Source organism: Streptomyces vilmorinianum (assembly GCF_005517195.1).
Classification (GTDB): domain Bacteria; phylum Actinomycetota; class Actinomycetes; order Streptomycetales; family Streptomycetaceae; genus Streptomyces; species Streptomyces vilmorinianum.
Window position 1 is genome coordinate 5,596,243 of record NZ_CP040244.1, and the last position, 13,342, is coordinate 5,609,584.

Sequence of the window (13,342 nt, forward strand, 5' to 3'; positions counted from 1 at the left end):
TCTCCTCTCTTCAGGAACGGAGGGGGTTGGTGATGGTGACGTAGACGGACTGGGTGTCGACGGGTCCGACGAGTTCGTCGAGGCCGTGCAGACGGGTGAGGAGGTTGGCCTTGCAGCGCAGGGTCGCGGCCTCCAGGAGCCGGTGCGGCAGCGGGGATCCGAGGCTGGTGGCGGAGGTGAGGAACTGGCGGAATCCGGCGAGCAGGACGCGCTCGTCGGCGAGGCGCTGGGCGCCGAAGGCCCCGATGAGCCCGAGGACGTTGTTGATGCCGAGGTAGTAGGCGAAGCGTTCGTCGGTCACCTGGTCGGAGACGAAGGTGTCGCTGGCGGCTCCGATGCCGGGGAGGCGGCTCTCCAGCTCGTCGCGGCGGGACTCCCGGAAGTAATAGCCCTGATTGTCCCGGTAGCGGCCGCCGCGGGGCCAGCCTTCGGCGTCGAGGAGCACCAGAGTGTTCTGCTGGTGGGCCTCCAGGGCGACACCGGCGACGCCGTCGAGCCAGAGGACGGGGCGGACGACCTGGTCGAGGTAGCGCAGGAACCACTCGGCGGAGACGGCGGCGATGGGGCGGCCGGTGCGGGCGGCGAGGCGGGTGACGAGGTCGGCGAGGCGCGAGCGCATCCCGGTGGTGCCCGGCCAGGGGCGCGGGGCGGTCAGGGCGGCGATGCAGACGGCGTCGTCTCCGGCGGCGAAGGGGTTGTGCCGGATCATGACGTCGAGTCCGGGCACGGGTTCGCCGTCCGGGGTGTCGACGGCGAGCCAGGCGGGGTCGCGGACGATGTCGAAGCCGGGGTGGGCGGCCTGCCACTGGTCGACGAGCCCGGTGCGCAGGAGCCGGTGGACCTCGACGCCGCGGTGGAGTTCCTTGCGGAGGTTCTCGCGGCGGGAGTTGGTGATGCGTACGCCGAGGGAGAGCTTGAGCATCGTCCGGGCGCCGGGCCGGTGCACGGTGCGGACGGAGGAGGTGGGGTGCCAGGCGGCGCCGTGGGGGCCGAGGTCGTGGAGGAGGCCGGCGTCGAGGAGGGCGGCGACGGCGGGCCGGTGCGGGAGCTCGCGTGCCTGCCAGGGGTGCAGCGGCAACGGCACGGTGCCAGGAGGCAGTTCGAGCCCGTCGGCGAGACCGGCGGCGAGCTGGGTGGCGGAGACCGGGCGGCCCTGTTCGGTCCAGGCGGAGTCGGAGGCGAGGACCGAGGGGTCGACTGCCATCCAGTGCAGGGGGAAGGAGCCGTACAGCTCGGGCGAGTAGAGCCGGGCCTCGGCCTCGGACAGTCCCTCGCGGCTCTTGGGAGTGGGGTGGAGAGGGTGGCCGAGGAGCAGGGACTGCTCGGCGGTGAGGAAGAGGTCGGCCTCGGGGCCGGGGGCCGGGCGGCGACGGCGGTCGGTGATGAACTCGGCGGTGCGGCGGGCCGAGTCGGCGACGCGGCCGACGAGTTCGGCGCCTTCCGGGCGGCCGGTCTCGCGGCTGAGGAGGGCGGCGACGGTGACGGCGTCGGCGGTGGGGGCTGTGGGGTGCAGCCCTTCGAGGGCGGGGGCGCCGAAGCGGTGCCATCCCGTTGGCGACCAGTACCGGACGGGTACGAGGAGGGCGGTGCCGCTGGCTTCGAGGGGGATCCGGAGCGTTCCGGACCCGGGGGCGGGGAGGTTCTTCTCGCGCACCCAGCAGCGCAGCAGGTTCTCGATGGTCGCCGTGTCGGCGGCGCGCTGCGGGTCCGGGTCGTCGAGGTGGTCCTGGCGCACGGCCGTGGCGGCCGCGGCCGCGGCGAGCGACGCGGACGATGCGGGCGTGGGGGTGGGCGTGGGCTGAGGATCGTACGGACCGGAATGCTGGCGGGGGACGGTGGCCTGCTCGACGGTGAGCGGGCCGCGTGCGGCGCTGCCGGTGTCGGGCGCTTCGAAGGCGGGGCTGGCGTTCACGGGGAGGGGCTTCCTTGTGAGGGTGTCCGGGTTCGGTCCGGGATCAGTGGGATGGTCCGGAGTCGCTCCGGAGGCGCGCGTCGTGCGCGGGCGGACCCGGGCGGTGTGCGCGATGGGCGCGCTCGGCGGCGGCCAGGGCGTCGGCGAAACGGTCGAGGACGGCCTCGGCCTGCTCGTCGGTGAGAGTGAGCGGAGGCAGGAGTCGTACGACTCCCGAGTGGCGGCCGCCGAGTTCGACGATGAGACCGCGGTCGAGGCACTCCTGGCGGACGCTCACCGCGAGGGCCGGGTCGGCCGGTGGAGCGTCGGTCACGGAGTTGTCCGCGACGGCCGCGTACGGGTTCACCAGCTCGACGCCGATCATCAGCCCCCGGCCGCGTACGTCGCCGATGCAGGAGTGGGCGGCGGCCAGGCCCTGGAGCCGTCCGAGCATCCGGGCGCCGAGGGTGGCGGCGCGCTCGGCGAGCCGGTTCTCCCGTACGTACGCGAGGGTGGCCGCTCCGGCGGCCATGGCGAGCTGGTTGCCGCGGAAGGTGCCCGCGTGGGCGCCGGGCTCCCAGGCGTCGAGCTCCGACTTGTAGACGATGACCGCGAGCGGGAGGGAGCCGCCGATGGCCTTGGAGAGCACCATGACGTCCGGGACGACACCGCTGTGCTCGACGGCCCAGAAGGCGCCGGTGCGGCCGACGCCCGTCTGGACCTCGTCGGCGATGAGCGGGATGGAGCGGGCGGCGGTGATCTCCCGCATCCGGCGCATCCAGTCGTCGGGAGCGGGGATGACTCCGCCCTCCCCCTGCACCGGTTCGAGGATCATGCCGGCGGGGGTGGGGACGCCTCCCTTGGGGTCGTCGAGGAGGTTCTCCGTCCAGCGCGCGGCCAGTTCGGCGCCGCGATCGCCGCCGACGCCGAAGGGGCAGCGATAGTTCTGCGGGTAGGGCAGCCGGGTGACCCGTACGTCCGTCGCACCCCCCGAGGCGTCCAGCGCGCCGGCGGTCATGCCGTGGTAGGCGCCGGTGAAGCTGAGCAGCCCGCTTCGGCCGGTGGCCGTGCGGACGAGTTTGAGGGCGGCCTCGACCGCGTCCGTTCCCGCCGGGCCGCAGAACTGGATGCGCGCGTCGTCGGCGAGTCCGGCGGGCAGCGTGGCGAACAGCTCGGTGGTGAAGGCGTCCTTGACCGGGGTGGCGAGATCGAGGACATGGAGCGGAGCACCGGAGTCGAGGACCTTCTTGATGGCTTCGAGGACGACGGGGTGGTTGTGCCCGAGGGCCAGGGTCCCCGCGCCGGAGAGGCAGTCCAGGTAACGGCGGCCGTCCGCACCCTCGATGGTCAGCCCCCGGGCCCGTACGGGAACGATCGGCAGCGAGCGCGCATAGGTGCGCGCCGCCGATTCACGCAGCGACTGGCGGCGCAAGATGCCCTCGACGGCGCCCCCTTCGCCCGTCCTCCGCTCCCCCGGGTGCGCGTGCGCGGCCGGCGGTACGGCCGGAGCTGGTTCGGTCACGGCCACGGCTCGGTGTCCTCCCGCTGTAACAGTTGCGTTGCACATCGGTACGTTGCTCCACCGTGCGAACGCCGGTCTTGAACGCTGCCTCTGGGTCCCCCGTACGTACCAACGACGAGAGCTGCCAAGGATCACGGCGGAATCCCAAGATCCTTGAAGGGGTGGGGATCACGGCCCGGCAACGACTCGGCGAGGGCCGGAACCGTGGACCTGCTGCGCACCGTCCCCTCACGCACCGGCATAGTGGGGGCCGCACTTCGGCGCCGGTCACGGCGCCACCACAGTTCACTCATGCACAAGTTGACGTAGTCCCAGGGGGATCACGAGATGCGATCGATTCGTCCGCTGCTGGCCGCGGCGGCTGCCGTCGCGGCGCTGACGCTGACGGCGACGGCCTGCGGCCCGACCGAGGAGAACGCGGGGGACAAGCCCAGCGCACCCGCCACTCCGACCACCGGCGACAAGATCACGATTCCGGACGATCTCAAGGACCGGCTCAAGGAGCACGGGATCGACCTGGACAAGTGGAGAAACGGCGAGTGGAAGAACTGGGACCGCGACAAGTGGCTTCGTGAGGCGAAGGACTTCGTCAACCCGATCATCGAGGACCTCTGGGACCCGGACCGCATGCGGGACGCGCAGCGCCCCGACAAGCCGGTCGAGGAGGAGGACATCTCGGGCGACGAGGGTGTCACCGACCCGACCCCCCAGCCGGTCAGGGCGAAGGGCGTTCCGGCGCCGTACCACTCCAACGCCCCCGAGGCGGGCAAGGTCTTCTTCGACGGCCCCGAGGGTTCCATGGTCTGCTCGGCCACGGTCGTGAAGGACCCGGCCCACCCCGGCAAGTCCAACATGGTCTGGACGGCGGGTCACTGCGTGCACGCCGGCAAGAAGGGCGGCTGGTACCGCAACATCGCCTTCGTGCCCTCGTACAACGACCGCGCCCTGCCGACCTCGCAGCTGGAGAACGCCACGCGTGAGCAGGTCGCTCCGTACGGCGTGTGGTGGGGCGACTGGGCGCAGACGTCCGAGCAGTGGATCTCGCAGGGTGCGGCGACCGGCGGTCAGGGCGCGCCCTACGACTTCGCGGTGATCCATGTGACGCCGGAGAAGGGCAGCACGGGCAAGTCGCTGGAGGAGACGGTCGGTTCGGCGCTGCCCGTGGAGTTCAACGCTCCCGCGGTGTCGAAGATCGCGGACATGACGGCGACCGGCTACCCGGCGGGTCCGCCGTTCGACGGCCAGAAGATGTTCCAGTGCCAGGACAAGCCGGGCCGTCTGTCGCTGAAGGCGGACCAGCCGACGATGTACCGCATCGGCTGCACCATGACCGGCGGTTCGTCCGGCGGCGGCTGGGTCGCCGCGGGTCAGGACGGCAAGCCGGCCCTGGTGTCCAACACCTCGATCGGCCCGGTGACGGCCGGTTGGCTCGCCGGCCCGCGCCTGGGCGCCGAGGCCAAGGGCATCTACGACGCGGTCAGCAAGAAGTACGCCGGCCGCTAGTCCACGCCGTGGTTCGGGGAGGCGGGACCCCTCGGGGGCCCGCCTCCCGCTCCGCAGGCATACTGTGACACCGCAAATGACGCGTCCATGGCAACTCCACCCATCGCCCGGACGCGGGAACCATCATCAGGGGGATCTCGACACATGCGTTCCATACGACTCGTTCCGGCCGTGGTCGGCCTGGTCTCGGCGCTCGCGCTGACCGCCACCGCCTGCGGCCCGACCGAGACACCGGCGGCAGACAAGCCGGCCGCGGGGGCGAGCGCCTCCGCATCCGCCACCGGCGGGGACGACCCCGCCGCCCTCCCCCAGGACCTCGCCGACAAGCTGAAGAAGCACGGCGTCGACCTGGACAAGTGGAAGGACGGCGAGTGGAAGAACTGGGACAAGGAGAACTGGCTCCGTGAGGCCGAGGACTTCGTCAACCCGGTGATCGACGGGCTCTGGGACTCGCAGCGTATGCAGTCGGCGAAGAGCCCGGACCCGACGATCGCCGCCACGGCCGGCTCCGGGGGCAGCGACCCCGTGCCGCGCCCCGTCCAGGCCCAGCGGGAGAAGACTCCGTACCACCGCAACGCGGCTCCGGTCGGCAAGATCTTCTTCGACTCGCCCCAGGGTCACATGGTCTGCTCCGGCACGATCGTGAAGGACCCGCGGCGGCCCGGTAAGTCGAACATGGTGTGGACCGCGGGCCACTGCGTCCACGCCGGTCAGCGCGGCGGCTGGTACCGCAACATCGCCTTCGTCCCGGCCTACAACGACCTCGGCAAGTCGGCGTCCGCGCTGCGCAACGCCAAGCCGCACGAGATCGCGCCCTACGGCCAGTACTGGGCCGACTGGGCCGTCACCTCGGGCGAGTGGATCAACCGGGGCGGTTCGAACGCCGCCTGGCCGTACGACTACGCCGTGCTGCACGTGAAGCCGGAGCGGGGCAAGAAGTCCCTGGAGGAGACCGTCGGCGCCGCGCTGCCGGTCGACTTCTCGGCGCCGACGCCCGCGCAGGCCGGGACGGTGGGCGCCTGGGGCTACCCGGCGGCTCCGCCGTACAACGGCCTGATCATGCACAAGTGCCTCGACCGCCCGGGCCGGATGGTCACGGCGCCCGCGACGCCGACCATGTACCGCATCGGCTGCACGATGACCGGTGGCTCCTCCGGTGGTGGCTGGTTCCGTGTGCTGCCGAACGGGAAGACCGCGCTGGTGTCGAACACGTCGATCGGCCCGGCCGGCGGCAACGGCTGGCTGGCCGGCCCGCTGCTTGGCAGGGGCGCGAAGGACGCGCACGAGATGGTGAGCAAGAAGTTCGCTCGCTGATCCGGCGCGGGGCTCGCTGAAGACCCGTACGACCGCGACAGAAGGCCCCGCCCCCTCAGAGAGGGGGCGGGGCCTTCCGCGTCAAGCGATGGACGTCGGCGTCAGTGCGCGGCCGGAACGAACGGCGTCAGGAACGCCGCCAGCTCCTCGTGCACCCGCGCCTTGAGCAGCGTGCCCTCCGGTGTGTGCTCCTCGGAGAGGAGCTCACCCTCGGCGTGCACCCGGGAGACCAGGCCGCCCTGGGTGTACGGCACGAGTGCCTCGATCTCGACCTGCGGCCGCGGCAGTTCGGCGTCGATGAGCGCGAGCAGCTCTTCGATGCCCTCGCCCGTACGGGCGGAGACCGCGATCGCGTGCCGCTCGGCCCGCATCAGCCGCTGCAGGACGAGCGGGTCGGCCGCGTCCGCCTTGTTGACGACGACGACCTCCGGCACGTTCACCGCGCCGACGTCGCGGAACACCTCGCGCACGGCGGCGAGCTGCTCCTCCGGGGCCGGGTGCGAGCCGTCCACCACATGCAGGATCAGGTCGGAGCCTCCGACCTCCTCCATGGTGGAGCGGAACGCCTCGACCAGGTGGTGCGGCAGATGCCGGACGAAGCCGACGGTGTCGGCCAGGGTGTACACCCGGCCGCTGGGCGTCTCGGCCCGGCGCACGGTCGGGTCGAGGGTGGCGAACAGCGCGTTCTCCACCAGCACACCCGCACCGGTCAGCCGGTTGAGCAGCGAGGACTTGCCGGCGTTGGTGTAACCGGCGATGGCGACCGACGGAACCTTGTGGCGGCGCCGCTCCTGCCGCTTGATGTCCCGGCCGGTCTTCATCTCCGCGATCTCCCGGCGCATCTTCGCCATCTTCTCGCGGATCCGACGCCGGTCGGTCTCGATCTTGGTCTCACCGGGACCACGGGTGGCCATGCCGCCACCGCCGCCGCCACCCATCTGACGGGAGAGCGACTGACCCCAGCCTCGCAGCCGCGGCAGCATGTACTGCATCTGCGCGAGCGCGACCTGCGCCTTGCCCTCTCGGGACTTGGCGTGCTGGGCGAAGATGTCGAGGATCAGGGCGGTCCGGTCGACCACCTTCACCTTGACGACGTCTTCGAGGGCGATCAGCTGGCCGGGGCTGAGCTCACCGTCGCAGACGACGGTGTCAGCGCCGGTCTCGAGCACGATGTCCCGAAGCTCCCGCGCCTTGCCCGAGCCGATGAAGGTGGCCGGGTCCGGCTTGTCACGGCGCTGGATCACGCCGTCGAGCACCAGCGCACCCGCCGTCTCGGCGAGGGCCGCGAGCTCCGCGAGGGAGTTCTCCGCGTCCTGGACGGTCCCCGAGGTCCATACGCCGACCAGCACGACGCGCTCCAGGCGCAGCTGCCGGTACTCGACCTCGGTGACGTCCTCGAGCTCGGTGGAGAGGCCCGCCACGCGCCGCAGAGCCGCGCGCTCGGAGCGGTCGAACTGATCGCCGTCCCGCTCTCCGTCGATCTCGTGGCTCCAGGCGACGTCCTCTTCCATCAGGGCATCGGCCCGAAGGCTCTCGGTGCGGCTCGTCTCGGCGAAGCTCTGCTCGTCCTGGGAAGGGGAAGAAGAGGAGGTCATTTGATCCTTACGTCGATGGAAAGTCGTTGCGTCGATCACAACGTGTGACGGCACCCAAAGATTCCCGGGCCGGCCGCGTCGTCGACCCGACGATGGTGACACGGTCGGCCCAGGCCCGTCATCCGGGTTTCGCGGCGCTGCGGGCCTCGCCGGCCGGCAGGGAGCGCCAGTCCGGGTGGCCGGGCATCGGCGGGGTCTTCTCCGCGTGCAGCCAGCCGGCGAAGAACGAGGTCAGGTCACGCCCCGCGACCTCGGAGGCGAGCGCCGTGAAGTCGGCGGTGGTGGCGGTGGAGTCCTTGTGCTCGCTGACCCAGCGGCGCTCCAGCCGCTGGAAGGCGTCCTTGCCGATCTCCTGGCGCAGCGCGTAGAGGACCAGGGCGCTCCCGTCGTACACCACGGGCCGGAAGAGGCTGATCTTGCGGCCGGGCGCGGGAGGCTTGGGGGCCGCGGGCGGCCCGCCCGCCGCGCGCCAGCCGTCCGAGGCCCCGTACGCGGCCTTCATGCGCCGCTCCAGGGACTGCTTGGCGGTCTCCTCGGCGTACAGCGCCTCGTACCAGCTCGCGTGCCCCTCGTTGAGCCACAGGTCGGACCAGGTGCGGGGCGAGACGCTGTTGCCGAACCAGTGGTGGGCGAGCTCATGGACCATGACCGAGTCGACGTACCACTCGGGGAATCCGGTCTCGGTGAACAGTCTTCTCTCGAAGAGAGAGAGGGTCTGGGTCTCCAGCTCGAATCCGGTCTCGGCGTCGGCGACGAGCACGCCGTACGTCTCGAAGGGGTAGGGGCCGACCTGGCGCTCCATCCACTCCAGATGGCCGGGGGTGCGCTTCAGCCAGGGCTCCATGAGGTCCTTGTCGGCGGTGCGCACGACGTCCCGTACGGGAAGACCGTGCGGTCCGGTCCGGTGGACGACGGTGGTGCGGCCGATGGAGACCTGGGCCAGCTCGGTGGCCATGGGGTGGGAGGTGCGGTAGGTCCAGGTGGTGGTGGCGCCGTTCTCGGTGCGGCCCGTCGGCAGGCCGTTGGCGACGGCCGTCAGGGCGCTGGGGGCCGTGATCCGGAAGGTGAAGTGGGCCTTGTCGGCGGGGTGGTCGTTGGACGGGAAGACGCGGTGGGCGGCGTCGGCCTGGTTGGCCATGGCGAGACCGTCGCCGGTGCGGACCCAGCCGCCGGAGTCGGCCGCGCCACGGGGGTCGCTGGTGTGCGTGACCGCGATGTTCAGCGCCTCGCCGTCCTCCACCGCCCGGACGGGGGTGATCACCAGGTCCTCGCCGCTGGTCTCGAACGTGGCGGGCTCGCCACCGACGGTGACGGAGGTGACCTTGCCGTGCGTGAAGTCGAGGTTGATCCGCTCCAGGTCGGCGGTCGCGAGCGCCTCGATACGGGTCACCGCCGCGAGCGGCTCGGTGTTCTCACCCTGGTAGGTGAGGTCGATGTCGTACGAGAGGACGTCGTAGCCGGGGTTGCCGAGGTGGGGGAAGAGCGGGTCCCCGATGCCGAGCGGTGTCGGCGCGGGGAGAGCGGCGGCGACGAGTCCGGCCGATGCGGCGACCAGCACGGCGGAGCGAAGCCACCGCGCGCGTGGGGAGGGGTTACGGGGTGTGAGCGGCATGAGCTACGGCTACCAGTGCCTTCGCCGCTCCCTCCGGCGGCGCGCTCGCCCGCCACTCGAAGGAGGCACCTCCGGGCTGACGTCAGCCCGTCTGTGACGCGGGGTGCCGGGCGCGGCTGACGTCGTACACCCCGGCCACGTCCCGCATCGCCCGCATCAGCGCGGGCAGCCCGGCCGCGTCCGGGAGTTGCAGCGTGTACGTGTGCCGGACCCGCTGTTCGCTGGGCGGCTCGACGGTCGCCGAGACGACGGCGACGCCCGCGGCGGCGATGGCCTCGGTGAGGTCGGCGAGGAGCCGGGGCCGGCCGAAGGCCTCGGCGACGAGCGTGACGCGGCATTCGGCGGTGTCGCCCCAGTGGACGGTGACGGGTTCGCGCCCGAGCCGTTTCATGGTGTCGACGGCCGCGCAGCCGGTGCGGTGGACGGTGACGGATCCGCCGCGCACCCGGAAGCCGGTGATCTCGTCGGGGGGTACGGGGGTGCAGCAGCCGGCCGGGCGTACGGCGGCGGCCGTGGCGCCGGGCAGATCGGCGTGGAGCTTGGCGCCCGACCGCCGGTCGGCGGTGAAGGAGACGGGCGGCCGGGGGTCGGCCTCCGGTGCGTCGGCGGCCTCGGGGTGCGCCTGGAGCCACGCGGTGATCGCGATGCGGGCGGCGGGTGTACGGGCGTGCTCCAGCCACTCGGGGGAGGGCCCCGAGGCGGTGTCCTGGGCGAGCAGCGGCTGGACGGTGTCGCCGTCGCTCAGGACCGTACTGAGCGTCGCCAGGCGCCCGTTGACGCGCGCGCCGAGGCAGGCGTGGGCGGCTTCGCCGTACTGCGCGTACGCGGCGTCGACGCAGGTCGCCCCGGCCGGGAGGCTGATCGTGCCGGGGGCGCTGCCGTCGGCGCGGAAGACGGTGATCTCCTGGTCCTCGGCGAGGTCGGCGCGCAGCGAGGTCCAGAAGGTGTCGGGGTCGGGGGTGGCCTGCTGCCAGTCGAGGAGCCGGGAGAGCCAGCCGGGGCGGGTGGGGTCGGCGCGCTCGCCGTCCTCGGCCGGCTCGGCGCCGTCGGCGCTCGTCGGGGGCGTGTACGGGTTGCCGAGGGCCACGACGCCGGCCTCGGCGACCTTGTGCATCTGGTACGTACGGATGAGGACTTCGGCGACGGCCCCGTCGGGGGCGGCGACGGCGGTGTGCAGCGATTGGTACAGGTTGAACTTGGGTGCCGCGATGAAGTCCTTGAACTCGGAGATCACCGGGGTGAAGCAGGTGTGGAGTTCGCCGAGGACCGCGTAACAGTCGGCGTCCTCGGCCACAAGGACGAGGAGCCGTCCGAAGTCGCTGCCCCGCAGGTCGCCGCGCTTGAGGCGGACGCGGTGGACGGAGACGAAGTGCCGTGGCCGGACGAGGACTTCGGCGGCGATGTCCGCCTCGCGCAGGACGGCGGAGACGCTGTCGGCGATGGCGGCGAGCGCGTCGCCCGCGCCCGTGTTGCCGGCGATGAGGGCGCGGGTGTTCTCGTACTCCTCGGGGTGGAGGATCGCGAAGACGAGGTCCTCCAGCTCGGTCTTGAGCGCCTGGACGCCGAGCCGTTCGGCGAGCGGGATGAGGACGTCGCGGGTGACCTTGGCGATCCGGACCTGCTTCTCGGGGCGCATCACCCCGAGGGTGCGCATGTTGTGGAGCCGGTCGGCGAGTTTGATCGACATGACGCGGACGTCGTTGCCGGTGGCGACGAGCATCTTGCGGAAGGTCTCGGGCTCGGCGGCGGCCCCGTAGTCGACCTTCTCCAGCTTGGTCACGCCGTCGACGAGATAGGCGACCTCGTCGCCGAACTGCTCCCTGACCTGATCGAGCGTCACCTCCGTGTCCTCCACGGTGTCGTGGAGGAGGGCGGCGGTCAACGTCGTGGTCTCCGCGCCGAGTTCGGCGAGGATCAGGGTGACGGCGAGCGGATGGGTGATGTACGGCTCACCGCTCTTGCGGAACTGCCCTCGGTGCGAGAACTCGGCCAGGACGTACGCGCGGCGCAGCACGGCCAGGTCGGCGTCGGGGTGGTGGGCCCGGTGGGCCTCCGCGACATGGCCGATGGCGTCGGGCAGCCGGTGTCTGGTGGCGGGACCGAGCAGAGCGGCGCGGCCCAGCCGACGGAGGTCGATCCTCGGACGGGCGCGCCTGCGGCTGGGAGCGTCGGGGCCGGTGGCCTCCGCTGCGCTCACGGGATTGGTGGCCTCTGCACTCATGGGGCACCTCCGGCGGCGTCGACCGGCGGTGAGCGGGCAAGGCGTGCCCGCCGGGCCGGTGCTTGATGCTACCGACCCCACCACGTGGCGCAGTCCCGCTCTCGCCCAGCGTGAAACGGATCACCCATTCGAGCGACGAATCAGTCGTTGACTGTTTCGAATTCGGCGGCGGCGAGCCAGGACGGCTCGATCGTTCCCTCGGCGACGATGACGGCGGGGCCGGTCATCTCGACCTCTCCGTCGGGGTGCTCGGTGATGGTGAGCGTCCCGCCGAGGACGTCCACGGTGTACGTGACGGGGGTTCCGCTCACGGCGGGGTCGGCGCCGTCCCGGCGGGCGGTGGCCACGGCGACGGCGCACGCGCCCGTACCGCAGGAGCGGGTCTCCGCGGCGCCGCGCTCGTGGACGCGCATGGCGACGTGGCGGGGGCCGCGGTCGACGACGAACTCGATGTTCACGCCCGTCGGGTAGACCTCCGCGGGGGCGTACGGCGGCTCGGTGTACAGGTCTCCGGCGTGGTCGAGGCTCTCGACGAAGGCGACGGCGTGCGGGTTGCCCATGTTCACGTTGCGGGCGGGCCAGCTGCGGCCGTCGACGGTGACGGTGACGCTGTCCTCGGGGAGCACGGCGCGGCCCATGGAGACGGTGACGGAGCCGTCCTTGTCGAGGTGGACGCGCTTGACGCCGGAGCGGGTGGCGATGGCGACCTCGCCGGCGGTGACGTGGCCCGCGTGCTCCAGGTAGCGGGCGAAGACGCGGACGCCGTTGCCGCACATCTCGGCGACCGAGCCGTCCGCGTTGCGGTAGTCCATGAACCACTCGGCCTCGCCGGCCATGCCGCGGGCCTCGGGGTGGGCGGCGCTGCGGACCACGTGCAGCAGTCCGTCGCCGCCGACGCCGGCCCGCCGGTCGCACAGGCGCGCGACGACCGCAGCGGGAAGGTCGACGGTGTTGTCGGCGTCGGGGACGATCACGAAGTCGTTCTCGGTCCCGTGGCCCTTGAGGAATGCGAGCGGCGAGGTCTGCGTGCTGGTCACGGGATCAACTGTACGGGGCGGGTCCGACAGCGGCCTCGACGGGCCACGGGCCGGACGGCGCGCCGGGCCGGGGCGGGCGGGGGCCGGGCGGGCTGGACGGGGCCCGGGGGGCCGGGCGTCACTGGCGGCGGACCGGGACCTCGGTGTCAGCGGAGGCGGGCCACGCGCCAGACCGCGAGGGCCACCAGGGCCGCGCTCAGGACGACGTAGAGGGCGATCACGCGCCAGTTCGGCCGCTCACCGGAGCCCCGGGCCGGGAGGCCCGGCCAGGTGGTGCCGACCCTGCGGGCCGCCATCATGCCCCAGCCGGCCGCGCAGGAGCTGATCAGCAGCCCCAGCATGGCGACGACGGCCCCGCCCTCGCCGGAACCGAAGGCGAGGGGGAAGGCGAACATCAGCGAGCCGACGGCGGCGAGGCCCACGATGGGCGCGAGCTGCCAGATCCGCAGTCGGCGCTGGGGCCGCAGTTCGACCTCGACCTCGTCGGCGTCGACCTCGACGGACGTGCCTTCGGCGTCGTCCGGACCGTCCGGGCTCAAACCGGGCGCGCCACCAGGGGCTTCGCCCCGGACGGCGTCGTTCTGTTCTGTGTCGCGAGGGCCGGCCTCCATCGCCACGCGCCCTCCCAACTCGGACTCCACTTGGTC

9 protein-coding genes are annotated in these 13,342 nt (G+C 72.3%); 2 read left to right on the forward strand and 7 right to left on the reverse strand.

All coding sequences use genetic code 11. From position 1 onward, the window contains the following. Positions 1-10: 10 nt before the first annotated feature. Together FDM97_RS25935 and FDM97_RS25940 are read right to left on the reverse strand one after the other, a co-directional pair. Positions 11-1,912 (reverse strand): IucA/IucC family protein, encoded by a 1,902-nt coding sequence (locus FDM97_RS25935; RefSeq protein ID WP_137992891.1) that lies wholly within the window; start codon positions 1,910-1,912, stop codon positions 11-13. A 43-nt stretch (positions 1,913-1,955) separates the two neighbouring features. Next, positions 1,956-3,419: a diaminobutyrate--2-oxoglutarate transaminase family protein gene (locus tag FDM97_RS25940; RefSeq protein WP_254705760.1), complete on the reverse strand. Its 1,464-nt coding sequence runs from the start codon at positions 3,417-3,419 to the stop codon at positions 1,956-1,958. 321 nt (positions 3,420-3,740) lie between these two features. Here FDM97_RS25940 and FDM97_RS25945 point away from each other — a divergent pair, with 321 nt between their 5' ends. Then, positions 3,741-4,916: a trypsin-like serine peptidase gene (locus FDM97_RS25945; RefSeq protein ID WP_137992892.1), complete on the forward strand. Its 1,176-nt coding sequence runs from the start codon at positions 3,741-3,743 to the stop codon at positions 4,914-4,916. 144 nt (positions 4,917-5,060) lie between these two features. Then, complete coding sequence (locus FDM97_RS25950; protein WP_137992893.1) at positions 5,061-6,230, forward strand: trypsin-like serine peptidase; 1,170 nt, start codon at positions 5,061-5,063, stop codon at positions 6,228-6,230. Between the two features lie 101 nt (positions 6,231-6,331). Here the strand turns inward: FDM97_RS25950 and hflX are convergent, their stop codons facing one another. The 5 genes from hflX to FDM97_RS25975 all read right to left on the reverse strand — a co-directional run bounded on the left by hflX (position 6,332) and on the right by FDM97_RS25975 (position 13,234). Next, the gene (hflX, locus tag FDM97_RS25955) at positions 6,332-7,825 is read right to left on the reverse strand and encodes a GTPase HflX (RefSeq protein WP_137992894.1); all 1,494 of its coding nucleotides are present in this window, start codon (positions 7,823-7,825) and stop codon (positions 6,332-6,334) included. Positions 7,826-7,943: 118 nt separating this feature from the next. Then, positions 7,944-9,437 carry a M1 family metallopeptidase gene (locus FDM97_RS25960; protein ID WP_137992895.1) on the reverse strand — a complete coding sequence of 498 codons (1,494 nt, stop codon included), beginning with the start codon at positions 9,435-9,437 and terminating at the stop codon, positions 7,944-7,946. 82 nt (positions 9,438-9,519) lie between these two features. Then, positions 9,520-11,658 carry a RelA/SpoT family protein gene (locus tag FDM97_RS25965; RefSeq protein ID WP_137992896.1) on the reverse strand — a complete coding sequence of 713 codons (2,139 nt, stop codon included), beginning with the start codon at positions 11,656-11,658 and terminating at the stop codon, positions 9,520-9,522. Between the two features lie 140 nt (positions 11,659-11,798). Continuing rightward, entirely contained in the window at positions 11,799-12,695 is an 897-nt protein-coding gene (gene dapF, locus FDM97_RS25970) for a diaminopimelate epimerase (RefSeq protein WP_137992897.1), read from the reverse strand. A 146-nt stretch (positions 12,696-12,841) separates the two neighbouring features. Then, positions 12,842-13,234, reverse strand: coding sequence for a hypothetical protein (locus tag FDM97_RS25975; RefSeq protein ID WP_432816249.1), 393 nt, complete (start codon positions 13,232-13,234; stop codon positions 12,842-12,844). Positions 13,235-13,342 lie beyond the last annotated feature (108 nt).

Coding starts and splice junctions, on each gene's coding strand:
- hflX (WP_137992894.1), bottom strand. CDS start 7,825: ATGACCTCCTCTTCTTCCCCTTCCCAGGACGAGCAGAGCTTCGCCGAG.
- FDM97_RS25960 (WP_137992895.1), bottom strand. CDS start 9,437: ATGCCGCTCACACCCCGTAACCCCTCCCCACGCGCGCGGTGGCTTCGC.
- FDM97_RS25950 (WP_137992893.1), top strand. CDS start 5,061: ATGCGTTCCATACGACTCGTTCCGGCCGTGGTCGGCCTGGTCTCGGCG.
- FDM97_RS25945 (WP_137992892.1), top strand. CDS start 3,741: ATGCGATCGATTCGTCCGCTGCTGGCCGCGGCGGCTGCCGTCGCGGCG.
- FDM97_RS25965 (WP_137992896.1), bottom strand. CDS start 11,658: ATGAGTGCAGAGGCCACCAATCCCGTGAGCGCAGCGGAGGCCACCGGC.